The following is a 23,463-nucleotide window of genomic DNA, read 5'->3' on the forward strand; positions in this document are numbered from 1 at the left end:
GGTCGGTCCGGGCGCGGCGCATCCGCGGGCGCGGGGCTACTTCGCGGCCGTCCGCTGGGAGGCGACCGTGGTCTTGGCCGCCCCCTTCTTGGCCACGGTCTTCTTCGCCGCGGTCTTCGCGGCCGCCGTGGTCTTGGCGGCGGCCTTCTTGGCGGTCCTGCCGCCCTTGCGCGCGACCGGCACCGTCGCGTCGCTCACCCGGTCACCCAGCATGTCCCGCAGGAACTTCCCGGTGTGGCTGGCCGGGATCGAGGCCACGTCCTCGGGGGTGCCCTCGGCGATCACCAGACCGCCGCCGCTGCCGCCCTCGGGGCCCATGTCCACGACCCAGTCGGCCGTCTTGATCACATCGAGGTTGTGCTCGATGACGATCACGGTGTTGCCCTTGTCGACCAGTCCGGAGAGCACGCTGATCAGCTTGCTGATGTCCTCGAAGTGCAGACCGGTGGTCGGCTCGTCCAGGACGTACACCGTGCGGCCGGTCGACCGCTTCTGGAGCTCGCTGGCCAGCTTGACGCGCTGCGCCTCACCGCCGGACAGGGTCGGCGCGGGCTGCCCCAGCCGGACATAGCCGAGACCGACCTCGTTGAGGGTGCGCAGATGGCGGGCGATGGTGGGCACCGCCTCGAAGAAGTCCAGCGCCTCCTCGATGGGCATGTCCAGCACCTCGGCGATGGACTTGCCCTTGTAGTGCACCTCCAGGGTCTCCCGGTTGTAGCGCGCGCCGTGGCAGACCTCGCACGGCACATACACATCCGGCAGGAAGTTCATCTCGATCTTGATGGTGCCGTCACCGGAGCAGTTCTCGCAGCGGCCGCCCTTGACGTTGAAGGAGAACCGGCCGGGCTGATAACCGCGGACCTTCGCCTCCATCGTCTCCGCGAACAGCTTGCGCACATGGTCGAAGACGCCGGTGTACGTCGCCGGGTTCGAGCGCGGGGTGCGGCCGATGGGCGACTGGTCGACATGCACCACCTTGTCGACCAGGTCGTCGCCGACGACCCGGGTGTGCCGCCCGGGAACCGCCCGCGCGCCGTTGAGCTCACGGGCCAGATGGGTGTAGAGGATGTCGTTGACCAGCGTGGACTTACCCGATCCGGAGACGCCGGTGACGGCGGTGAGCACCCCCAGCGGGAAGGACACATCGATGTCCTGGAGGTTGTTCTCCCGGGCGCCGTGGACCGTCAGATGCCGCTTGGGGTCCACGGGCCGGCGCGCCGCCGGCAGCGGGATGGCCTTCTTGCCGGCCAGATAGTGCCCGGTCACCGACTCCTCGTTGACCAGCAGCTCGCTCAGCGGCCCGCTGTGGACCACCTTGCCGCCGTGCTCACCCGCGCCCGGACCGATGTCCACCACCCAGTCCGAGGTCTTGATGGTGTCCTCGTCGTGCTCCACGACGATCAGGGTGTTTCCGAGGTCGCGCAGCCTGACCAGCGTCTCGATCAGCCGGTGGTTGTCGCGCTGGTGCAGGCCGATGGACGGCTCGTCCAGGACGTAGAGCACGCCGACCAGACCGGAGCCGATCTGGGTGGCCAGCCGGATGCGCTGGGCCTCGCCGCCGGAGAGGGTGCCCGCCGCGCGGTTGAGCGAGAGATAGTCCAGGCCGACGTCGACCAGGAACCTCAGCCGCTCATTGACCTCCTTGAGGACCCGCTCGGCGATGGTCTTCTCGCGCGGGCTCAGCTCCATGCCACGCAGGAAGTCGGCGCATTCACTGATCGACATCGCCGAGACGTCCGCGATGGACTTGTCCTGCACGGTGACCGCCAGGACGATCGGCTTGAGGCGGGTGCCCTCACAGGTGGGGCAGGGCACCTCGCGCATATAGCCCTCGAACCGCTCCCGGCTGGTGTCGCTCTCCGCCTCCGAGTGGCGCCGCTTCACATACGGCACCGCGCCCTCGAAGGCCGTGGTGTACGCCCGCTGGCGGCCGTAGCGATTGCGGTAGCGGACCTCGATCTGGGTGCGGTGGCCATTGAGCAGCGCCTTCTTGGCGCGCTGCGGAAGCCCGGCCCAGGGGACGTCGGTGCGGAAGCCGAGCGCGTCGGCGAGCGCGCCGACCAGCCGCCCGAAGTAGTCCTTGGTGTGGCCGTGGGACCAGGGGTGGATGGCGCCCTCGTCGAGCGACTTCTCCTCGTCCGGGATGATCAGCTCGGGGTCGACCTCCATCCGGGTGCCGATCCCGGTGCAGTCCGGGCAGGCGCCGAAGGGCGAGTTGAAGGAGAAGGTGCGCGGCTCCAGCTCCTCGAAGGACAGATCGTCGTACGGGCAGTACAGATGCTCGGAGAACATCCGCTCCCGCTGCGGGTCGTCCTCCTCGAGGTCCACGAAGTCGAGGATCACCATGCCGCCGGAGAGGCCGAGCGCGGTCTCCACCGAGTCGGTCAGCCGGCGCTTGGCGCTGTCCTTGACGGTGAGGCGGTCGACGACCACCTCGATGGTGTGCTTCTCCTGCTTCTTCAGCTTCGGCGGATCGGCCAGCTGGATGGTGGTGCCGTCCACCCGGGCCCGGCTGTAGCCCTTGGTCTGGAGATCGGAGAAGAGGTCGACGAACTCCCCCTTGCGCTCGCGCACCAGCGGGGAGAGCACCTGGAAGCGGCTGCCCTCGGGGAGCTCCAGCACCCGGTCCACGATCGCCTGTGGCGACTGGCGGGCGATGGGGCGGCCGCACTCGGGGCAGTGCGGCTTGCCGATCCGGGCGAACAGCAGCCGGAGGTAGTCGTAGACCTCGGTGATGGTACCGACCGTCGAGCGCGGGTTCCGCGAGGTGGACTTCTGGTCGATCGACACCGCGGGGGACAGGCCCTCGATGAAGTCGACATCGGGCTTGTCCATCTGCCCCAGGAACTGACGGGCGTAGGAGGAGAGCGACTCCACGTAGCGACGCTGCCCCTCGGCGAAGATCGTGTCGAACGCGAGGGACGACTTGCCCGACCCGGACAGCCCGGTGAAGACGATGAGCGAGTCGCGAGGAAGGTCGAGCGAGACGTTCTTGAGGTTGTGCTCGCGAGCGCCACGAACGATGAGACGGTCGGCCACGCCGGTCGGCACCTTTCTTGAGAGAGACGGGGTGCGCCGAGCCCGCTCGCGGGGCGGCCCTGCCGGATGGAGCAGAGGCGGAGCGGAGCGAAGCCCCCGACCCAGGGTATGGGGGCACGACGACGATGTCTTAAGGATGCAGCACACCGAGCCTATAGCACGCACATTCGATTCGCGGGAGATGGGAGCGGACTTCACCCGATCGTGTGGCGCGCGGGCGTACTCATCGGTACAAGCTTCGCCGGGTGCCCGGGTATTCCCCGCCCCGACGGTCCCTCGCCCGTTCCCCCCGGACTAGGCTGAGGCCATGACCTACAGCGGAGTGGTGACGGTCGGCGGACCGGCGGACGTGCATGAACTGCCCGATCTCATGATCTCGAAGGTCGCGGTGGGCCCCATGGCCAACAACGCGTACCTGCTGCGCTGCCGGGCCACCGACGAGCAGCTCCTGATCGACGCCGCGGCGGAGCCGCACACCCTGCTGTCCCTCATCGGCGAGAGCGGGATCGCCTCCGTGGTCACCACCCACCGCCACCAGGACCACTGGGGCGCGCTGCGCGAGGTGACGGAGGCCACCGGCGCCCGCACCTACGCGGGCCGCTACGACGCGGAGGGCATCCCGGTGCCGACCGACGTCCTGGTCGAGGACGGCGACACGCTGCGGGTCGGCCGGGTCGAGCTGACCGCCCGCCACCTGGTCGGCCACACCCCGGGCAGCATCGCCCTGATCTACGACGATCCGCACGGCCATCCGCATGTGTTCACCGGCGACTGCCTCTTCCCGGGCGGGGTCGGCAACACCCGTAAGGACCCCAAGGCGTTCGAGAGCCTGATCAACGACGTCGAGACCAAGCTCTTCGACCGGCTTCCGGACGAGACCTGGGTCTACCCCGGCCACGGCGACGACACCACGCTCGGCGCCGAGCGCCCGCACCTCGGGGAGTGGCGCGAGCGCGGCTGGTAGCGGCACGCGCACGGCCCCCGCGCGCCGCGCACCCCCGTACGCCCCGTGACTCCCGGCGGGCCGTGACGGTTGGCGCGTCATGCAGCATGACCGCCCTGTGTCCATGGCCCGCCTCGCCACCGCCTCCCTGGCCGGCACCGCGATCGAGTTCTACGACTTCTTCGTCTACGGCACGGCCGCCGCGCTCGTCCTCGGCCCACTGTTCTTCCCCACCTTCTCCCCGCTGGCCGGCACCCTCGCCGCCTTCGGCACCTTCGCCGTCGGTTTCGTCTCCCGGCCGCTGGGCTCGATGCTCTTCGGGCCCATCGGCGACCGCCACGGCCGCCGGCCGGTGCTCATCGCCTCACTGCTGCTGACGGGAATCGCGACCGTCGCCGTGGGCTTCGTCCCGTCCTACGGCACGATCGGCATCGCCGCCCCCGTACTGCTGCTCGTGCTGCGCTTTCTCCAGGGGCTGGGGCTCGGCGGCGAATGGGGTGGCGCGGTGCTGCTGACCGCCGAGCACGCGCCCGCCGGGCGGCGCGGGCTGTGGTCGGGCTTTCCGCAGGTCGGCCCGGCCATCGGCTTTCTGCTCGCCAACGGCACCATGCTGGCCCTGTCGGCCACGCTGAGCGAGGGCGCGTTCCGGTCCTGGGGGTGGCGGGTGCCGTTCTGGGGCGCGGGGCTGCTGGCGGGCGCCGGGTTGCTGCTGCGGGCCCGGCTGACCGAGAGCCCGCGCTTCCAGGAGCTGGCCGAACGCGACGGCCGGGCCGCCGCGCCGCTGGCCGAGGTGGTGCGCGGCCACTGGCGGCTGGTCCTGCTGACCGCGGGCGGGCTCGCGGTGGGCTATGCCGTCTTCTACACGGTCACGACCTGGTCCCTGGCGTACGGCACGGAACGGCTCGGCATGGCGCGCACCACCGTGCTGGGCTGTGTCATGGCGGCCGTGGCGGCCATGGGGGCCTTGACGCCCCTGGCGGCCCATCTCGGCGACCGCTTCGGGCGGCGGCCGCTGTGCCTGGTGGGCTGTGTGGCCACCGCGGTGTGGATGTTTCCGCTGATCGTGCTGTTGCGCACCGGGGAGCCGCCGCTGATGTTCCTCGGCTTCCTGGGCGCGCTGCTCGCCTTCATCACCATGTTCGCCGTGACCTCGGCCTATCTGCCCGAGCTGTTCGAGGCGCGGGTGCGCTGCACGGGCGCGGCGCTCGGCTACAACCTCGCGGGCGTCCTGGGCGGGGCGCTCACCCCGATCGTGGCGACGGCGCTGTCCCACGGCGACGGCCCGCCCTGGGGCGTCGCCGTGTATCTGACCGCCGCCGCGCTGCTGAGCCTGGGCTGCTTCGTGCTGCTGCCGGAGACACGGCCGACGGCCGACCGTCCGGAAGGACGATCGGCCGTACGGCCTCTGGAGGCCGGGGAGGCGGCTGCGTGAGCCGGTCTCCCGGGTCCGGGACGCGGACGTCGCCGCACGCCCTCGGTCGCCGCCGGGCGCCGTCAGGGCGGTGACGCCGCGGGCGCCGTCAGACGTCGACGCTGTCCTTGTCCCGAGCCCGGCTCTCCCCGTTCCCCGCCTCCACCAGGGCCTGTTTCCTCGAGGCGTGCAGACTGGTGACCGTCGTGACGGCGAGCACCGCGCAGATCACCCCGAGCGAGACCGGGATGCTGATCTCCGGGACGTGCACCCCGGACTCGTGCAGCGCGTGCAGCACCAGCTTGACGCCGATGAAGCCGAGGATGATCGACAGCCCGTACGAGAGGTGGACCAGCTTCTTGAGCAGGCCGCCGATCAGGAAGTACAGCTGGCGCAGGCCCATCAGGGCGAAGGCGTTGGCGGTGAAGACGATGTACGGATCCTGGGTGAGGCCGAAGATCGCGGGTATCGAGTCCAGCGCGAACAGGACGTCCGTGGTGCCGATCGCCAGCATGACGATCAGCATCGGGGTCATCAGCCGCTTGCCGTTCCGCACGATGAACAGCTTGGTTCCGTGGTACTCGTCGGTGGACGGGAACCGCTTCTCGACCGCCTTGAGCAGCCGGTTCTCCTCGAACTCCGCTTCCTCCTCATCGGCCCGCGCCTCCTGGATGAGCTTCCAGGCCGTCCAGATGAGGAACGCGCCGAAGATGTAGAAGACCCAGGCGAAGGTCGAGATGATCGCGGCGCCGGCGGCTATGAAGACCGCGCGCAGCACCAGGGCGATGAGCACTCCCACCATCAGCACACGCTGCTGATAGACCGTCGGCACCGCGAACTTCGCCATGATCAGCACGAAGACGAAGAGATTGTCGACGCTCAGCGACTTCTCGGTGATGAAGCCGGCGAAGAACTCGCCGGAGGGCCCGCCGCCGGCGAAGACCAGCAGCCCGAGCCCGAAGAGCGCGGCAAGGGCGACCCAGACGGCGGTCCAGATCCCGGCCTCCTTGAGGGAGACCTCATGGGGTTTGCGGCCGCCTATGAAGAAGTCGGCGGCGATGAGGGCACACAGCCCACCAATGGTCAGGCCCCACATGGCCCACGAAACGTCCACGGTTCCTCCGGCATTCGTACGGCAATCTCAGCGTCGTCGCTGCCGGAGGTCTCCTCCGCCCATGGCCGAACCGTGGACCGGTGCCCCGGGATGCCGTCCGGTCTCCTGGGGCCGGACGGCATCCGTGGTGACGGGAACACCGCTACAGGAGTACTCCCCTCCGCGTAAAGAAGAGTACAGGAATTCCCATGGGAGAGTAAAGAGATGGGCAAAAGAGCTGGTCAATGCCCATACGACTGGCGGGCCCTCACCATCTGCCGCAGCACCTGGTCCAGCACCTGACTGCCCCGCGGCACCATCGACGGCTCATACGTCCACGCATGGCCCACCCACGGGTCGGCGAGATGGTCGTCGGCGACCGGAGTGAGCCGCAGCAGCGACCGCCACAGCGGATCGAGCACCGGACCGTAGTCCCGCGCGTCCTCACGGTCGGCGACCATCATCAGATGCACGCCCACCGAGGGCCCCTCGTCCGCCAGATAACGCAGCTGAGTGACGGCCCGGTCGTCGAAGCCGTGCGGGAAGTCATGGACGAGCAGCAGCTGCTCGGCGGTGTCCAGATCGGGCGGCAACGCGTCCGTGGCACCGCTGCGCATCGCCATCTGCACCAGGTCGACACGCCGGGTCAGCGAGGCGAGCACCGCGGAGACCCCCTGGGCGCCGGCCGCCGGCGGCTCGCCCAGCGCACCCGACCCCACCAGCGGGGCGAGCGAGCCCGCGGCCGAACCCGCCGGGTCGATCACACACACCGAGAACTCCCCCGCCGGATAGACGGCCAGCAGCCGCGCGGCGATCGTCACCGCCGTGTCCGCGGCCAGTCGGCGCAGCTCGCCAGGGTCGGCCGGCCCCCCGTCGAACGAGCCCGAACGCCCGGCGTCGATCCACAGCCCCCGCTCCAGGGGCAGCCGCACCAGCATGGGGATGCGCAGATCGGCGCGTTCCGGGAGGTGCAGCTCGCCCAGGCGCAGGGCCATCGGCATCTCCATCGGCACCTGGTACGCCTGCCACACCGGGCTGTCCCAGCGGGCGTAGGCGGGCGGCAGCGCCGGCTCCACCACCTCGGCCTCGGCCGTGAGCTGCGCCAGATCGCGGTCGAAGGCGGCGCGGGCCTGCTCGACGAGGTCGGTGTGCTTGGCGCGCGCCGCGGCGCGGGCGGAGTCGGCCGCCGGGCCCACCCGGGTGCGCGGATCGGAGAGCACCCGGTCCAGCTCCTGCTCCATCCGGGACTCCGCGAAGTCCACGGCGCTGCGATAGGCCGCGGTGGTGCGGGCCAGGTCCTCGAACATCCCCCAGACCTGGTTGTAGAGCCGCTCGTCCATGGTCCAGCCGGAGGCGTCGCCCGCGACCGGCCGGGCGGGCTGTCCGGGCGCGGCGGGCGGCGCGGACGGCGGGGGCGGGGGCGGCGCGGCCGTACGGCGGCCGGGGTGCTGGTAGTTGACGGGCCCTTGGCCGGAGGGCGCGCCCTGCGGCTGCTGCTGCGGGGTCTGCGGCTGGGCGGGGGCCGGGGCGGCACCGCCGCCCGCGGTGGCCGTGCGCACCCGGCCGTCGTCCTCGGAACGGGGCGGGGGCTGGGCGACCGAGCGGGCCATGCCCCGCACCACCGCCTCGTTGATCCGCGCCGCGAGTTCGGCGCCCTGCTCGAGCCCCTGGTCCCGCAGCATGGCCGCGAGCCCGTCCGCGTACCCCTGGCCGACGGCGCGCACCTTCCAGGCACCCTGCCTGCGGTAGAGCTCCAGGGCGGCCACCGCGGACTCCGAGTCCAGGCCGGTGATGGTGTAGCCGGCGATCTCGGTGCCGTCGAGGCCGGTGACGGCGACGAACGGCGCGGCCGTGGCGCCGAACCGGTCCGGGCCGCCGACACCGGTCGGCAGCGCGAGCAGCACGGTGACCCGGTGGACGTTCTCGGGCATCGCGTCGAGGTCGACGGCGAGCCGGTGGTCGGCCGCCGCCTGTCTGGGCACCTCTATCCCGGCCAGCTGGGGCGAGGCGGGGTGCGCGACCCCTTCGGCGCCGTGCACCGTGCCCCGCTCATCGCCGAGGGTGGCCCCGGCCACGATCGGATGGCCCGCCGAGATCCGGATCTCCAAACGGGTCTGGGGCAGGGGGTGGTTCTGCCCTCGGACCAGCTCGGCCGTCATGGCTTGCGTCCCCTCGTTGTGTTCCGCGGTGTGCCGTGGATCCGCATGCGTGCGGCTGGTACGGCGAGCGCGCGGGCCCACCGGGACACACGCGCTCGCCGAACGGCGGATTACAGATGCGGCAGGATATGCGGCATCAGGTCCTGGAAGGTGCGTCCGTTGGCCGGCTCGCCGATCGCCCTCATCTGCCAGGCGCTGCCCGCCCGCTGGACGGTGGCCATGATCTGGGCGGTGTACTGCCCGCCGCCGGTGAGGGTGTAGCGGGCGAGCTCCTGGCCATTGGTCTCGTCCACCAGCCGGCAGAACGCGTTCTGCACCTCGGCGAAGGTCTGGCCGGTGAAGGAGTTCACCGTGAAGACGATCTTGTCGATGTGGACCGGCACCCGCTGCAGGTCGACCAGGATCGCCTCGTCGTCGCCGCCCTGCCCGGCGCCGCCGACGAGGTTGTCACCGGTGTGGCGGACCGAGCCGTCGTCGCTGACCAGGTGGCGGAAGAAGACGACATCGGTCGGCTGCTTGTCGGCGAAGAGGACCGCCGACGCGTCGAGGTCGATCTCCCGCGTACGGGAGCCGAACAGCCCGCGGCGGGGCGCCGCCTGCCAGCCCAGCCCCATCCGCACCGCGGTCAGGGTGCCCCCGTCGGCCTTCTGCAGGCTGATGGCCTGTCCCTTGGACATGTTGACCGTCACGCGCTGTCCCTACTCTCGTCTCTCGATTCCCCGTGGCCGCCGCGGGAGTGCGGCCGTGGCCGCGCCGTGTGCACGGCCCTGTCGAAAACCCTATGCACTGCGACCAGGACTCCGGCCGGACGAGCGGGCTTTTGTGTCGGTCTTGCAACACAGCGGAGCAGGTGCGGGTTCGCGGCACGGCAGAGCAGGGGTACGGCCTTGCGCAGGGATGCGGCGTTACGGCACGGCAGGGCAGCCGGGCCGTCCTGTGGCACGGAGAGGGGCGGGCGCCCCGGCGGGTCCGGGGCGCCCGGCCGTCAGGAGACCCCGGCCTCCCGCATCTGCCGCAGCTCCTTCTTCAACTCCGCCACCTCGTCGCGCAGTCGGGCCGCCACCTCGAACTGGAGCTCCGCCGCCGCGGCCCGCATGCGGTCGGTCATCTCCTCGATCTGCTCGGCGAGTTCGGCCGCGGGCCGGTCGGTCAGCACCGGCTCCTTGGCCTTGCCCTTGGCGCCCTTGCCGCCCTTGGCCGCCTTTCCGCCCGCCGCCCCCTCGGGGGTCTTGGCGCCCTTGCCGTCCTTCGTCTTGCGGTAGCCGGTGCCGAGCAGCTCCTCGGTGTCGACGTCCTCGCGAGCGATCTGCGCCACGATGTCGTTGATCTTCTTGCGCAGCGGCTGCGGATCGATCTTGTTGGCCTTGTTGTACGCGATCTGCTTCTCGCGGCGCCGGTTGGTCTCCTCGATGGCCTTCTCCATCGCCGGGGTGACCTTGTCGGCGTACATATGCACCTGGCCCGACACGTTACGGGCGGCCCGGCCGATGGTCTGGATCAGCGAGGTGCCCGAGCGCAGGAAGCCCTCCTTGTCCGCGTCGAGGATGGCGACCAGCGAGACCTCCGGAAGGTCGAGGCCCTCGCGCAGCAGGTTGATCCCCACCAGCACGTCGAACTCGCCGGCGCGCAGCTCGCGCAGCAGCTCGACCCGGCGCAGGGTGTCCACATCGCTGTGCAGATAGCGCACCTGGATGCCGAGCTCCAGCATGTAGTCGGTGAGGTCCTCGGCCATCTTCTTGGTGAGGGTGGTGACCAGCACGCGCTCGTCCTTCTCGGTACGCGTGCGGATCTCGTGGATGAGATCGTCGATCTGGCCCTCGGTCGGCTTGACGACGACCTCGGGGTCGACCAGACCGGTCGGGCGGATGATCTGCTCCACGAAGCCGTCGCCCCGGGAGAGCTCGTACGGGCCGGGGGTCGCAGAGAGGTAGACGGTCTGGTCGACGCGCTCCAGGAACTCCTCCCACTTCAGCGGGCGGTTGTCGAGCGCGGAGGGCAGCCGGAAACCGTGCTCGATCAGGGTCCGCTTACGGGAGGCGTCGCCCTCGTACATCGCGCCGATCTGCGGCACCGTGACATGCGACTCGTCGATGACCAGGAGGAAGTCCTCCGGGAAGTAGTCCAGCAGGGTGTGCGGCGGGGAGCCGGGCTCACGGCCGTCGATGTGCAGCGAGTAGTTCTCGATACCCGAGCAGGTGCCGATCTGCCGCATCATCTCGATGTCGTAGGTGGTGCGCATCCGCAGCCGCTGGGCCTCCAGCAGCTTGCCCTGCTTCTCCAGCCGGGCCAGGGTCTGCGTGAGCTCGGCCTCGATCCCGGCGATGGCCTTCTCCATGCGCTCGGGCCCGGCCACATAGTGGCTGGCCGGGAAGACATAGAGCTCCTGGTCGTCGCTGAGCACCTCGCCGGTGAGCGGGTGGAGCGTGGAGAGCGCCTCGATCTCGTCGCCGAACATCTCGATGCGGACCGCGAGCTCCTCGTAGACCGGGAAGATCTCGACGGTGTCGCCGCGGACCCGGAAGGTGCCCCGGGTGAACGCCATGTCGTTGCGGGTGTACTGGATGTCGACGAAGCGGCGCAGCAGCTGATCGCGGTCGATCTCCTCGCCGACCTTGAGCGGCACCATGCGGTCCACGTACTCCTGCGGCGTGCCGAGGCCGTAGATGCAGGAGACGGATGCCACCACGACCACGTCACGCCGGGTGAGCAGCGAATTCGTCGCCGAGTGGCGCAGCCGCTCCACCTCTTCGTTGATCGAGGAGTCCTTCTCGATGTAGGTGTCCGACTGCGGGACGTACGCCTCGGGCTGGTAGTAGTCGTAGTACGAGACGAAGTACTCGACCGCGTTGTTCGGCAGCAGCTCGCGGAACTCGTTGGCCAGCTGGGCGGCCAGCGTCTTGTTCGGAGCCATGACCAGCGTGGGCCGCTGAAGCTTCTCGATCATCCACGCGGTGGTGGCGGACTTGCCGGTGCCGGTCGCGCCGAGCAGGACGACGTCCTTCTCGCCCGCGCGGACGCGCCGGTCGAGGTCGGCGATGGCCGTGGGCTGGTCACCGCTGGGCTGATAGGGGCTGACGACCTCGAAGGGCGCCACCTTGCGTTCGAGCTGAGTTACGGGCCGCATGTCACCCACGGTACGACTCGCCACTGACAACGGCGGGCGTTCCGCCGCGCCGCCCGCTGCCCGGCGCTCGTCCGGATTGGCATGATCACGCGGGCGATGCCGCCCGCCACGCGAATTTTCCGTCCATCCGATACCTATCCCCCGCTACCGCGCATCTGGGACCCTCTGCCCGTCCATGAGTCAGACGCACGTCAGACGATGCGAGGAGTCCGTATGCAGATCCGCCCGGCCGCCGCGTTAACCGGCGCGCTCATCGGGATGTCCGCGCTCTTCCTCCCCACGGCCGCGGCCCAGGCCACCGGCCATCCGCACCACCACACGGTCACCGTGGCCCACCGGGGGGCCTCCGGGTACGCCCCCGAGAACACCCTGGCCGCCGTCGACGCCGCCGACGACCTGGGCATCGACTGGGTGGAGAACGACGTCCAGCGCACCAAGGACGGCGAGCTGATCGTGATGCACGACACCACGCTGAGCCGGACCACCAACGCCGAGGAGGTCTTCCCGGACCGCGCCCCCTGGAACATCTCCGACTTCACCCTCGACGAGATCGAGAAGCTGGACGCCGGAAGCTGGTTCGGCCCGGAGTTCCAGGGCGAGGCGGTGCCCACCCTGGAGGAGTACATGGACCGGGTTTCGGACAACCACCAAAAGCTCCTCCTGGAGCTCAAGTCCCCCGAGCTCTATCCCGGGATCGAACGCCAGACGCTGCGGGAGCTGCGCAGAGAGGGCTGGCTGGACCACCGGCACAAGCGGCGGCTGATCGTCCAGAGCTTCGACGCCGCGTCCATGCGGACGGTCCACCGGCTGCGGCCGGACGTCAAGACCGGCTTCCTGGGCACCCCGGCCGTCGCCGACCTTCCGGAGTACGCCGAGTTCTCCGACCAGATCAACCCCAGCTACAAGACCATCAACGCCGACTACGTGGCCGCGGTGCAGGCCGTGAAGGGGGCACACGGCAAGCCGCTGGAGGTCTACACCTGGACCGTCAACGACGGCCCGTCGGCGGTCTCGGTCGCGGGCATGGGCGTGGACGGCATCATCACCAACAAGCCCGATGTGGTCCGGGACGCCCTCGACGACGCTTCGTGACCCACCGCTCCTCGAAACGAGGCGCCCCGTCGGCCGAGCGGCCGGCGGGGCGCTGTCGGTGGTGGGTTCTACGCTGAACGCGTGACCATCGCACAGCGGCAGACACGGCGGGACCCGCGGGAGCGACCCGAGCGGGCGGACGCGCGCGCCTGGGCCTGGGCCGTGCCGGCCACGCCCATCGGCCCACTGCTGCTCGCGGCCACCGACGAGGGGCTGGCCCAGGTGGTCTTCCACGCGACGGAGAAGACGGCGGCCGAGGCCGTGGCCAGGCTCACGCGCCGCCTCGGCGCCGGGCCCACGGCCGGGCCGTCCGCGTCCTCCGCCGCCGCGGCCGCCCGGCCGGCGCCTCGGTGCGCCGAGCATCTCGCCGCGGCGATACGGCAGGTGGAGAGCTATTTCGCCGGCGAGACCACGGCGTTCACCCTCCCCCTGGACTGGTCGCTGATCACCGGCTTCAACCGCCGGGTGCTGCGCGAGCTGGCCGCCCATGTCCCCTATGGCACGGTCGTCGGCTACCAGGACCTCGCCGACCGGGTGGGCGAGCCGGGCGCCGCCCGCGCCGTCGGCGTGGCCATGGGGAGCAATCCGCTGCCGGTCGTGGTCCCCTGCCACCGGGTCGTGGAAAGCGGCGGCGGCATCGGCGGCTTCGGCGGGGGGCTGGAGACCAAGCGCGCCCTGCTGGCGCTGGAAGGCGTTCTTCCGCAGCCGCTCTTCTGAATCGTCCGGCCACCGGCCGGGACGGAAATATCTTGTTCCGGAATTCCTCGGCCGTCTTGTGGCGCTTGCCTTTCGCCCTTATCTTAACAGCGGCCTTCCTGCCCTTCGCGCACTTTCCGCTCTTCGCAGTCCTTCCCGCTCCTGGGAAATTCACGGCTCAACTACGTCCCCACAGATGATCGAATTGGAGAGCCATGTCCGGTGTTCTGCTCGCGGGCGGCGCGGTCGCGGCGTTATTCGCCTCCGCCCTTTCCGCCCAGGGGGTTTCCCCGGCCCCCGATGCGCCGTCGGAAAAGATCCAGATAAGCGTCAGGACGGTGAACGGTTCGGGTTGTCCCCAGGGCACCGCCGCCGTGGCCGTGGCCGCTGACAACACGGCCTTCACCGTGACCTACAGCGACTATCTCGCCCAGGTCGGCCCCGACTCGGCCCCCACCGACATCCGCAAGAACTGCCAGCTCAACCTGGGTGTGCACGTACCGCAGGGATTCACCTACGCCATCGCCCAGGTCGACTACCGGGGCTATGGCCACCTCGAAAAGGGCGCCCAGGGCACCGAGAAGGCGAGCTACTACTTCCAGGGCTCGGCGGACACCGCGTCACGGACCCATGACTTCAGCGGTCCGTACGACGACAACTGGCAGACCACCGACAGCACCGACTACAGCGCCCTGGTGTGGGCCCCCTGCGGCCAGGACCGGAACGTCAACATCAACACCGAGCTGCGGGTCAGCGCCGGCACCTCCCCCACGGGCAGCACCAGCTTCATGGCCATGGACTCGACGGACGGCGGGGTCAACACCATTTACCACCTCGCCTGGAAGGAATGTTCCTCCTCCGTCCAGTAACACGGTAAATCCACCATCGCACCCAGAACCTCGAACATCGAATGGAGAATCATGTCCGGTGTTCTCTACGCAGGCGGCATGGTCGCGGCGTTATTCGCCTCGACGCTTACTTCCCAGGCATATGCACAACCGCCGTTCGACACCGTGCCACCCGACAAGATCGTGATTACGGTCGCGACCGTCAACGGATCGGGCTGTCCGGCGGGCACCGCGGCGGTCGCCGTTTCCCCCGACAACACGGCCTTCACCGTGACCTACAGCGACTATCTCGCCCAGGTGGGCAAGGGGTCCACGCCGACGGACTTCAGAAAGAACTGTCAGCTGAGTCTGGTCACGCATGTGCCGCAGGGCTTTTCCTACGCCATCGCCAGTGTCGACTACCGTGGTTTCGCCCATCTGGAAGATGGCGCGTCCGCCACCCAGAAAGCGTCGTACTACTTCCAGGGCCAGTCGCAGACCTCGTCCAACTCGCACGACTTCACCGGCGTCTACGACGACAACTGGCAGACCACCGACGTCTCGGACATCGCTACCGTGGTGTGGTCGCCCTGCGGTGAACTCCGCAACTTCAACATCAACACCGAACTGCGGGTCAACGCCGGAAGCTCCGACACCACCAACACGACGAGCTTCATCACCATGGACTCGACGGACGGCGATGTGAGCACCACCTACCACTTCGCCTGGAAGGAATGCCCGCCGGCCCAGGGGTGACCTCCTGCCCCCGCGCACCGCCCCGGGGCGTCCCCCCTACGGCTCCGGGCGGTGCCAGGCCGGATGCCGGGGGTCGTCCACCCGCACCACCACATCCGCCGCCTCACCGGGTCCCACCTCGTCCTCGTAGCGGGCGAAGGCCGGCAGGGTCCAGTGGTCGTCCTCCTCGGTGCGGCGGGCGAGGGCGGCCGGCGACAGCCGCAGATGCACCGACAGATCGAACGGGAACCAGTGCCCCAGCAGCAGCGCACCGTGCAGCAACAGCACCCCGCCCCGGGGCAGTTCGGCATACGGGCTGCGGGTGGCCCGGTCGGTCACCGGATCCCACAGGTCGGGCAGCACCCGCCCGGTGCCGCCCGGCCCCGGCTCCAGCGGGGTGAAGACCTCCCGCCACAGGGCGCCGGTGTCCAGCCAGCGGTCGTAGTAGGCGTCGGGGTCGCGCTTCCCGTACTCGAAGCGCAGCGAAGCGGGCCGCCAGAACCCCGCCGACGCGACCATCAGCACCGGACGCCCCCGGACCCGCAGCGCCTCCGACAGGCCCCGCGCCAGCTCGGCGGTGGGCGCCGCCGGGGCACCGTCGACGGCCACCCTCAGCCAGGGGCTGCCGTCCGCCGCCGTCAGTCCGGCGATGCGGTCGGCGGTCGCGTCGGTCAGCCGTTCCCAAGTGATCGCTTCGAGCCGCACGCCCCCATCATGCCGTGGCCCCCACGGCATGGGCCGCGGGGCCCGGCTCAGCGGCCCGGGGCAGGTTACGCTCCGGCCATGGCATCTCAGATAGCGCTGCTCCGCGGCATCAATGTGGGCGGGAAGCGGAAGTTCCCCATGGCGCGGCAGCGCGCGCTGATGGCCGAGCTGGGCTTCGGCCGCGTCACCGTCCACCTCCAGACCGGCAACATCGTCTTCGCGGACCCCGGCACCCCGCCCGAGCGGACGGCCCGTACGCTCGAGGACCACTTCGCCGCCGACGTCGGCTTCCCCGTGCCCGTCATGGTCCGTACCCGCGACGAGCTGGCCGCGGTGATCGAGGCCAACCCCTATCCGGAGGCCGCGGCCGAGCCCAGGACCCTGCATGTGGTCTTCCTGGCGGACGTGCCCGCGGACACCGCCGCGCTGGACGCGCTGGATCCGGCCGCCTACGCCCCGGAGGAGTTCCGCCTCGTCGGCCGGGAGATCTTCCTGCGCTGTCCGGACGGGATCGGCCGCTCCAGGCTCGCGGCGAAGGTCACCAACGCCCGGCTCGGCGTGCCGGCCACCGCCCGCAACTGGAACACGGTCACCAAGCTGCTGGCGCTGGCCGACATCTGAGTCCGGGTTCCCCTCGGTCCACGGTTCCCTCAGCTCCAGCCGTACCGCCGCCGCAGCCGCATCACCACCAGGTCGAAGCGCGGCCGGTCCAGGGCGCACGCCTCCCGCCGCATCCCTTCCGGGTGCACCCGCAGCACCCGGTCCAGGTCGACCCAGGACTCGCGCCCGGCCCGGTCCCACGGCCCGGAGCCGATCGCCACCCACTCGCGGTCGTCGTCGTGCCGCTTGCTCGACAGCTGCACGGCGAGCAGCGTCCCGCCCCGCTCCCGCGCGACCACCAGCACCGGCCGGTCCTTGCCGCGGCCGTCGTTCTCCTCGTACGGCACCCAGGTCCAGACGATCTCCCCCGGGTCCGGGTCCCCGTCCGGATCCGGTGCGTACTCCGTCCGCACCCGCCCGACCTGGCGCGGATGGGCCTCGACGGTGGCGGCGGGGCCGGTGCTCCCGGGAAGCACCGCGCCGTCCTCCGTCCCCTGCGTTGCGTTGAATGGCCTGATCACGCGCGACACGTTAACCCGTCCGCGACCGCCGGTGACATGGCGGCCCCCTCGGCGTGGAAGGGGCTAGTACGTGCCCGATGTTCTCGACCCAGTGGCGGAACTCGTCAAACGGCGCCATGACCCGGTCGTCGTCCAGACAGTGCGGTCCACGGCGGCCGCGATCATCGCGTACGTCGTCGCTCTCAAGCTCAGCAAGGAACCCGCTCCGCTCACCGCCCCGCTCACCGCCCTGCTCGTCGTCCAGGTCACCCTCTACGCGACCCTCACCAGGAGCCTGCGCAGGGTGCAGGCCGTGGTCGTGGGTGTCCTGATCGCCATCGGCTTCAGCATCCTGGTGGGGTTGACCTGGTGGAGTCTGGGCCTGATCATCCTCGCCGCGCAGACCGCCGGTTATCTCACGCGGGTGGGCGACTGGGTCCAAGAGGTGGCGATCAGCGCCATGCTGGTCCTCGGCGTCGCCCAGGTGACCACCTACGCCTGGGACCGGGTGCTGGAGACCCTCATCGGGGCCGGCGTCGGAATGGCCTTCAACTTCTTCCTCGCCCCTCCGGTCTGGGTCCAGACGGCCGGCCAGTCCATCGAGGACCTGGCCCGCCGGATGCGTCAGCTGCTGCGGCACATCGGCGAGGAGCTCGGCAGCCAGGTCGCCGTCGACCGCGCCGCCGCCCGCCTCCACGAGGCCCGCCGCCTCGACCACGACATCGCCCAGGTCGACGCCGCGCTCCGCCAGGCGGAGGACAGCGTGCGGCTCAACCCCCGGGTCAAGGAGGGCCTGCTGTACCGCGTGGTGCTCCGCACCGGCCTGGACACGCTGGAGATCTGCACCGTCATCCTGCGCGTGATGACCCGCACCCTGACCGACCTCGCCAAGAAACGGATGGAAGAGCCCCTCTTCCCCCCGGACGTGGCGGACGCCCTACAGGATCTCTTCGTCCACCTCGCCGCCGCCATCGAGAGCTTCGCCATCCTGGTCACCACCCAGGTCAGCGCCAACGCCGAGGAGGCCGAATCCCGGCTGGCCAGCGAGCTCGTCAAGGCCCACGCCAGCCGCGACCGCGCCGCCAATCTCCTGCTGCGCCGGGTCCAGGAGCACCCCCGCCAGTGGCAGCTGCACGGAGCACTGCTCGCGGAGATCGACCGCATCCTCGACGAACTCGACATGGAACAGCGCTCCACCCGCCTCATGGAGGAGCTCGACCGCAGCACCCGGGAGAAGCGCGAGCGCTTCCCCCTCCTCCACAAGCTCCAGCGCTATGTCCGGGGCGAGGACACGGACGGCTCCATGAGGACCTGAGCGGGCGCCCCCGCCGAGGCCGGGGCGCCCGCGCACCGGCTGCCGGGCGCGGGTCAGCTGAGCGGGTAGCGGTCGCGGGGGAAGACCACGTCGTCGTAGGGCTCGTACAGCTCGACGGAGCGGTGGAACTCGGCGGCGAAGTCGTCGGCGAGCTCCGCGATCGTGGCGCGGCCCTCGATCCGGGCCAGCCAGGACGGCGGGAGGCGGAGGTCGCCGTGGTGGGCGCCGAGGAGATTGCCGCAGATGGCGCCCGTCGAGTCGCTGTCGCCCGAGTGGTTGACGGAGAGCAGAAGGGCCGCCTGGACGGGGGTGCGCGGCGGCGCCGGCTCGTAGCTGATCTTGCCGCCGGGGCCGTAGAGGATCTGCTGGGCGGGAGTGCGGGCCAGGGCGCTGTAGACCGCGATGGCCAGCGCCTCCTCGGCGACCCAGCCGCCGCCGAGCGATTCGGCCTTCTCTGCGGTCGGTTCGCCCTCGGCCGCCAGGTCGACCGCTTTGCGGAGGACGGCGGTGGTCTCCTCGTGCCCGGGGTAGCGGGCGAGGAGTTCCAGGGCGCGCAGGGCCGCGCCTTCGAGGGACTCGCCGTCGAGCAGACACGCGATCATGGCGGCCAGGGCCCCGGCCGCGTAGTAGCCCGTCGGATGGCCGTGGGTGATCTGGGCGCAGCGGGCGGAGAGTTCGAAGCAGTCGCGGGGGTCGAGCCCGGTGAGGCCGAACGGCGCCGAGCGCATCACGGTGCCGCAGCCCTTGGAGCCGGGGTTCACCGGGCCGGGGGTGCCGTCGAGGGGGCCGCGCGGGGCCGGGACGTGCTTCGCGGCGAGACCGGAGAGGCAGGCGTTACCGGGAGCGCGGCGCGCGTACAGCCAGGACTGGGTGCGCAGCCAGCCGGACCGGACCACGTCCCCGGCGCCCTCGGCGGGCGGCGGCCCGGGGTGGTTCTGGGTGTCCAGCCAGCGCAGATAGGCATGGCGGACAACGGCGCTGTCGGACCCGTCGGCGCCCTTGGACGAGGACCTGGCATGGGCCCGTATCAGGCCCTCCGCCGTGAAGAGGGTCATCTGGGTGTCATCGGTGATCCGGCCCACGAAACCGCTGTCGTCCGGGACCAGGGTGGTGACACCCGCGGCGCCGTGGGTCTCGCGGATCGCCCGCAGGGAGAGGAACTCGATCGGGTTGCCGAGGGCGTCCCCGATCGCCCCGCCCAGCAGGCAGCCGCGGATACGGGCCCGCTTGGCGGCCGATTCGTCCCATGACTGACGGATCACTGGCAGCTCCTCATCGTTCTCGTCTCGCGCCGTCCCGTCCGGACGCCCAGAACATGATCTCAGGTGTCGGGGCGCGTCCCCCGGCGGTAGATTCGAAATGGCAGAAACCAGGAGGAATCGGGAACAAACGGGAGATGCGCTGCCATGTCGATGAGGCTGATCCGAACGGGTGATGAACCCCTGCACGCGCGCAGCCCCCTGCGCATGCGGCTGGGGCTGGCCACGTGGGGGCTGCTCTGGACACTCGGCGGCGCTGTCGCCTTCGCGCTCGCGGGCCGGCCGGGATGGGCGGCCGCGTGTGCCGCGCTCGCCGTCGTCACGCTGGTCGATCTGGTCCTGGTCATCCGGCACATCCGGCAGGGGCCGCACTATCAGCCCGGCCCGGACGTGCCGCCGTACGCACCGATCATGGAGCGCGGGAATCGCGGGCGGCGCTGAGCGCCGTGGCCGCCGCTTCGGCGGTGACGGGATTGGATATCGACGGCCGGGAGCGCCGCGTTCCGGGAGATACTGCCGAGTACCAGCTGCATACCTGCTGAGTACCTGCCGCGACAGGGGGCCGTCATGGGGGTGCTGGCGATCGGCGTCGCGCTCTGTGCGCTCGGGCTGCTGTTCTCCGGAACCGGAGAGCCGTACGGGCGGCGGGAGGCGCGGCGGGGCCGGGCGGCCGACCCGTACGACATCGCCCGGCAGCGTGGGGTGGCGCTGGGGCTCGGCGGAGTGGTGCTGTTGGGCGCGGTGGTGCTCGGCGGGTTCGCCCTCTGGCGCTGACGGAATCCCCGCCCCGCTCATCCGCGCCCGCTCCCCAGCCCCGCTTGCCCGTCCCCTATCCGTCCCTTCCGCCCTTTTCGCCGAACCGGGCCGCCTCGACGAAGTCCGGGCGGGGGTCGAGCGCCGCCGCCAGCCGGAAGTGGCGGGTGGCCTCGGCCGGGCGGTTGGCCCGCTCCAGGGTGCGGGCCAGGGCGAAGTGGGCGAAGGCGTTGTCCGGCTCGCGCTCCAGGACGAGCTGGAACTCCAGCTCCGCCGAGCGCAGCTGCGCCGCGCCGAAGAAGGCGCGCGCCCGCAGCAGCCGGGCCGCCGTGTTCTCGGGGTGGGCGCTGATGACCGAGTCGAGCAGCTTCACGGCGCCCCGTGGGTCTCGGGCGGCGAGCAGCTGCTCCGCGGCGCGGTAGTCGATGACATGGGTCTCGGGCGTGGGCTCGCGCACAGCCGTTTCCTTCCCCGGGTACGTGCTCGGTGATGAGGCGGTGGATCGAGTGAGGGGATGGGGGAACCGTCACGGTGATCGTTCAGTGATCATTCGTTACGGGGAGCACAACAAGCACCCCCCACGTCGCATTCCCCGCCGCGCTCACCCGCACGCGCCGTACCCCGCCTCCGCTGGTCCCGCACGCTCCGCACCACGCCTCGCTCGGCCCGCACGCGCCGTACCCCACCCCCGCTGGTCCCGCACGCTCCGTGCCACGCCCCCGCCGGTCCCGCGTGCCGGCCGCCCGCTCAGTCCCGCGTGCCGGCCGCCTGCTCGACCAGATCCGCCCAGACCTTTCCGACCTGCGGCTCCAGCGCCTCGATCGGGCCATTGTTGTCGATCACGACATCGGCGACCGCCAGCCGATCCGCACGCGTGGCCTGCGCCGCCATCCGGGCCCGCGCCTCGTCCTCGGTCATGCCGCGCAGCCGTACCAGTCGGTCGAGCTGCGTCTCGGGCGTGGCGTCCACGACCATGACCAGGTCGTAGAGCGGGGCCAGCTGGTTCTCGGCCAGGAGCGGGACGTCATGGACGACGACGGCGTCCGGGGCGGCCGCCGCCTGGAGCTCGGCGGAGCGGTCCCGGACCAGGGGGTGGATGATCGCGTTCAGCGCGCTCAGCCGCTCGGGGTCGTTGAAGACGATCCCGCCGAGCCTGGGCCGGTCCAGGCGGCCGTCTGCGGTCAGCACCTCGGGGCCGAACTCGGCCACGACGGCGGCCAGTCCCGGCGTCCCCGGCTCGACCACCTCCCGAGCGATCCGATCAGAGTCGATCAGCACCGCTCCGTATGAGGTCAGGATGCGTGAGACCTCGCTCTTGCCCGCGCCGATTCCGCCCGTGAGCCCCAGCTTCAGCATGGGGCCCACGCTATACGGCGCGGCGGCGGAGCCATCGCTCAGGCTCCGCCCTCGCCCTCCCGCTCGGCCAGGAACCGCTCGAACTCCGCCCCCAGCTCCTCCGCCGAGGGCAGCTCGGCCGGCTCCGCGACCAGATTGCCACGGCTCTCGGCCCCGGCCACCGCGTCGAACTGGTGCTCAAGCCCCCGGACGAGCGCGACCAGCTCCTCGTCCCCCTCCGAGATCTGCCGCTCGATCTCCTCCTGCGTCTTGAGGGCCTCGTTGCGCAGGGTGTGCGCCGGCCCCGGCAGGACCAGACCGGTGGCCGCGGTGATGGCCTCCAGCGCGGTGAGCGCCGCGTCCGGGTAGGCCGACCGGGCCAGATAGTGCGGCACATGCGCGGCGACGCCGAGCACGTCGTGGCCCGCCTCGGCGAGCCGGTACTCGATCAGGGACTCGGCGCTGCCGGGCACTTGCGCCTCGTCGAAGTAGCCGCGATGACCAGGCATCAGGTCGGTGCGGTTGCCGTGCGGGGTGATGCCGACCGGACGGGTGTGCGGAACGCCCATGGGGATGCCGTGGAAGTTCACCGCGAGCCGCACCCCCAGCCGCTCGACCAGCTGACGCACGGCCGCCGCGAACCGCTCCCACTCCACGTCCGGCTCGGGCCCGGCGAGCAGCAGGAACGGGGCCGCGGTCGCGTCGCGCACCAGATGCAGCTCGATCTTCGGGGTTTCGTACGCGGTCCAGCGGTCGCGCTGGAAGGTGAGCAGCGGGCGACGGGCCCGGTAGTCCACCAGCCGGTCGTGGTCGAAACGCGCGACGACCTTGCGCGGCAGGCCGTCGAGCAGCCGCTCGACGATCTGGTCCCCGGTCTCACCGGCGTCGATATAGCCGTCGAAGTGGTACAGCAGCACCAGCCCGGCCGAGTCCCGCGACATTATCGCGTCGACCTCCGCCAGTCCGCTCGGCTCCCATGCGTACAACTCCTGCGGATCATGCACTGTGACCGCTCCTCCTCGGGTTCGCATCGAAGAACACCGAACGGGGGCGGGGGCATTCCCCGAGCGGGAGGTCCGATCGCCCGGACGGCGGTGAACCGCGCTTCGGCGATGCCCACTTGGGCGGTACGGCAGCGGCCCGATCCCGACGTCGGCGCACGTCGCGGGGTTGACGGCGCTATCCGGCACACCTATCTTCCCGAGCCGTCAGCGGTTCACCATGTCATCCGGCGTTCACTGACCAGAACCGGGCGATCGCGCCGGCTGGTCACGGCACAGGAAGGCAGCCCTATGCACTCCCCCGGCCGCACCCCCACTCGATTACGCACCCTCCTCACCGCCTTCGCCGCCGGACTGATCGCCACCGGCGGGCTGATCGCGGCGGGCACCACGGCGCGGCAGGCCCCGGCCGCCACCGCCGCCCCGATCTCCGTCTTCGACGCGGACGGGCTCAGGGAAGCCCTCGACGCGGCCCGGCCCGGCGATACGATCCGGCTCGCCGACGGCAGCTATCACGGCAGCTTCGAGATCACCGTCTCCGGCACCTCCGACTCGCGGATCACCCTCACCGGCTCGCCGAAGGCGGTCCTCACCGCGCGCGACGGCTATGGGCTGCGCCTGAACGGCGCCTCGTACTGGACCGTCAAGGGGATCACGGTCCGCGGCGACCGGGAGGGCATCAGGATCGACGGTGCCCGGAGCGTGACCGTGGACTCGGTTTCGGTCAGCGTGCGGCGCCCCGACCGCGCCTAAGGCCCGCCTCAAGCGCCCCGAGCACGCGTAAGGCGCGCCCCAGACGCCGAGCGCGCCTAAAGGCCCACTCCCCCGACCACCCGAGCACGCGTAAGGCCCGCTCCCCAAGGGGAGCGGGCCTTA

At 70.8% G+C, this 23,463-nt stretch carries 22 protein-coding genes; 11 read left to right on the forward strand and 11 right to left on the reverse strand.

Going from position 1 to position 23,463, the window contains the following annotated elements:
* Positions 1-36 precede the first annotated feature (36 nt).
* The gene (gene uvrA / locus PS467_RS11555) at positions 37-3,039 is read right to left on the reverse strand and encodes an excinuclease ABC subunit UvrA (protein ID WP_311035194.1); all 3,003 of its coding nucleotides are present in this window, start codon (positions 3,037-3,039) and stop codon (positions 37-39) included.
* A gap of 307 nt (positions 3,040-3,346) precedes the next feature.
* Here uvrA and PS467_RS11560 point away from each other — a divergent pair, with 307 nt between their 5' ends.
* Both PS467_RS11560 and PS467_RS11565 read left to right on the forward strand, forming a co-directional pair.
* On the forward strand, positions 3,347-4,003 hold the full coding sequence (locus PS467_RS11560) for an MBL fold metallo-hydrolase (protein ID WP_268971355.1): 657 nt from the start codon (positions 3,347-3,349) through the stop codon (positions 4,001-4,003).
* A 103-nt stretch (positions 4,004-4,106) separates the two neighbouring features.
* Positions 4,107-5,414, forward strand: coding sequence for an MFS transporter (locus PS467_RS11565; protein ID WP_311039828.1), 1,308 nt, complete (start codon positions 4,107-4,109; stop codon positions 5,412-5,414).
* An 88-nt stretch (positions 5,415-5,502) separates the two neighbouring features.
* Here PS467_RS11565 and PS467_RS11570 read toward each other — a convergent pair whose 3' ends face one another.
* The 4 genes from PS467_RS11570 to uvrB form a co-directional block, all read right to left on the reverse strand.
* Positions 5,503-6,507, reverse strand: coding sequence for a TerC family protein (locus PS467_RS11570; protein WP_311035195.1), 1,005 nt, complete (start codon positions 6,505-6,507; stop codon positions 5,503-5,505).
* A 221-nt stretch (positions 6,508-6,728) separates the two neighbouring features.
* On the reverse strand, positions 6,729-8,645 hold the full coding sequence (locus PS467_RS11575) for a TerD family protein (RefSeq protein WP_311035196.1): 1,917 nt from the start codon (positions 8,643-8,645) through the stop codon (positions 6,729-6,731).
* 110 nt (positions 8,646-8,755) lie between these two features.
* Complete coding sequence (locus PS467_RS11580) at positions 8,756-9,334, reverse strand: TerD family protein (protein ID WP_268971358.1); 579 nt, start codon at positions 9,332-9,334, stop codon at positions 8,756-8,758.
* A gap of 296 nt (positions 9,335-9,630) precedes the next feature.
* Positions 9,631-11,769, reverse strand: coding sequence for an excinuclease ABC subunit UvrB (uvrB, locus tag PS467_RS11585; protein ID WP_311035197.1), 2,139 nt, complete (start codon positions 11,767-11,769; stop codon positions 9,631-9,633).
* Positions 11,770-11,982: 213 nt separating this feature from the next.
* Between uvrB and PS467_RS11590 the strand changes: the two genes are divergently transcribed.
* From PS467_RS11590 to PS467_RS11605, 4 genes are all read left to right on the forward strand, one after another.
* Positions 11,983-12,861 (forward strand): glycerophosphodiester phosphodiesterase, encoded by an 879-nt coding sequence (locus PS467_RS11590; protein WP_311035198.1) that lies wholly within the window; start codon positions 11,983-11,985, stop codon positions 12,859-12,861.
* A gap of 81 nt (positions 12,862-12,942) precedes the next feature.
* Complete coding sequence (locus tag PS467_RS11595) at positions 12,943-13,578, forward strand: methylated-DNA--[protein]-cysteine S-methyltransferase (RefSeq protein WP_432280571.1); 636 nt, start codon at positions 12,943-12,945, stop codon at positions 13,576-13,578.
* Positions 13,579-13,772: 194 nt separating this feature from the next.
* A complete protein-coding gene (locus PS467_RS11600; RefSeq protein ID WP_311035199.1) occupies positions 13,773-14,426 on the forward strand; it encodes a DUF4360 domain-containing protein in 654 nt (217 codons plus the stop codon).
* Between the two features lie 51 nt (positions 14,427-14,477).
* The gene (locus PS467_RS11605) at positions 14,478-15,140 is read left to right on the forward strand and encodes a DUF4360 domain-containing protein (protein WP_311035200.1); all 663 of its coding nucleotides are present in this window, start codon (positions 14,478-14,480) and stop codon (positions 15,138-15,140) included.
* Between the two features lie 36 nt (positions 15,141-15,176).
* On the opposite strand, the gene PS467_RS11610 is transcribed toward PS467_RS11605, so the two are convergent.
* Positions 15,177-15,824: a nucleoside/nucleotide kinase family protein gene (locus PS467_RS11610; RefSeq protein WP_311035201.1), complete on the reverse strand. Its 648-nt coding sequence runs from the start codon at positions 15,822-15,824 to the stop codon at positions 15,177-15,179.
* 78 nt (positions 15,825-15,902) lie between these two features.
* Between PS467_RS11610 and PS467_RS11615 the strand changes: the two genes are divergently transcribed.
* Positions 15,903-16,445 carry a DUF1697 domain-containing protein gene (locus tag PS467_RS11615; protein ID WP_311035202.1) on the forward strand — a complete coding sequence of 181 codons (543 nt, stop codon included), beginning with the start codon at positions 15,903-15,905 and terminating at the stop codon, positions 16,443-16,445.
* Positions 16,446-16,474: 29 nt separating this feature from the next.
* On the opposite strand, the gene PS467_RS11620 is transcribed toward PS467_RS11615, so the two are convergent.
* A complete protein-coding gene (locus PS467_RS11620) occupies positions 16,475-16,945 on the reverse strand; it encodes a type II toxin-antitoxin system PemK/MazF family toxin (RefSeq protein WP_432280572.1) in 471 nt (156 codons plus the stop codon).
* 70 nt (positions 16,946-17,015) lie between these two features.
* On the opposite strand from PS467_RS11620, the gene PS467_RS11625 reads away from it, so the two are divergent.
* On the forward strand, positions 17,016-18,239 hold the full coding sequence (locus PS467_RS11625; protein WP_311035203.1) for an FUSC family protein: 1,224 nt from the start codon (positions 17,016-17,018) through the stop codon (positions 18,237-18,239).
* Positions 18,240-18,292: 53 nt separating this feature from the next.
* Here the strand turns inward: PS467_RS11625 and PS467_RS11630 are convergent, their stop codons facing one another.
* Entirely contained in the window at positions 18,293-19,501 is a 1,209-nt protein-coding gene (locus tag PS467_RS11630) for an ADP-ribosylglycohydrolase family protein (RefSeq protein WP_311035204.1), read from the reverse strand.
* 144 nt (positions 19,502-19,645) lie between these two features.
* Between PS467_RS11630 and PS467_RS11635 the strand changes: the two genes are divergently transcribed.
* Together PS467_RS11635 and PS467_RS11640 are read left to right on the forward strand one after the other, a co-directional pair.
* Positions 19,646-19,939, forward strand: a complete 294-nt coding sequence (locus tag PS467_RS11635) for a DUF6343 family protein (protein ID WP_311035205.1) — start codon at positions 19,646-19,648, stop codon at positions 19,937-19,939.
* A gap of 126 nt (positions 19,940-20,065) precedes the next feature.
* Entirely contained in the window at positions 20,066-20,272 is a 207-nt protein-coding gene (locus PS467_RS11640) for a hypothetical protein (RefSeq protein ID WP_268971370.1), read from the forward strand.
* Between the two features lie 55 nt (positions 20,273-20,327).
* On the opposite strand, the gene PS467_RS11645 is transcribed toward PS467_RS11640, so the two are convergent.
* The 3 genes from PS467_RS11645 to PS467_RS11655 all read right to left on the reverse strand — a co-directional run bounded on the left by PS467_RS11645 (position 20,328) and on the right by PS467_RS11655 (position 22,590).
* Positions 20,328-20,708 carry a tetratricopeptide repeat protein gene (locus tag PS467_RS11645; protein WP_268971371.1) on the reverse strand — a complete coding sequence of 127 codons (381 nt, stop codon included), beginning with the start codon at positions 20,706-20,708 and terminating at the stop codon, positions 20,328-20,330.
* 290 nt (positions 20,709-20,998) lie between these two features.
* Complete coding sequence (gene coaE / locus PS467_RS11650) at positions 20,999-21,607, reverse strand: dephospho-CoA kinase (RefSeq protein ID WP_311035206.1); 609 nt, start codon at positions 21,605-21,607, stop codon at positions 20,999-21,001.
* Positions 21,608-21,645: 38 nt separating this feature from the next.
* Complete coding sequence (locus PS467_RS11655) at positions 21,646-22,590, reverse strand: PAC2 family protein (protein ID WP_268971374.1); 945 nt, start codon at positions 22,588-22,590, stop codon at positions 21,646-21,648.
* A gap of 288 nt (positions 22,591-22,878) precedes the next feature.
* Between PS467_RS11655 and PS467_RS11660 the strand changes: the two genes are divergently transcribed.
* On the forward strand, positions 22,879-23,340 hold the full coding sequence (locus PS467_RS11660) for a right-handed parallel beta-helix repeat-containing protein (protein ID WP_311035207.1): 462 nt from the start codon (positions 22,879-22,881) through the stop codon (positions 23,338-23,340).
* The last annotated feature ends 123 nt before the right edge of the window (positions 23,341-23,463 follow it).

This window comes from Streptomyces luomodiensis (assembly GCF_031679605.1).
Classification (GTDB): Bacteria; Actinomycetota; Actinomycetes; order Streptomycetales; family Streptomycetaceae; genus Streptomyces; species Streptomyces luomodiensis.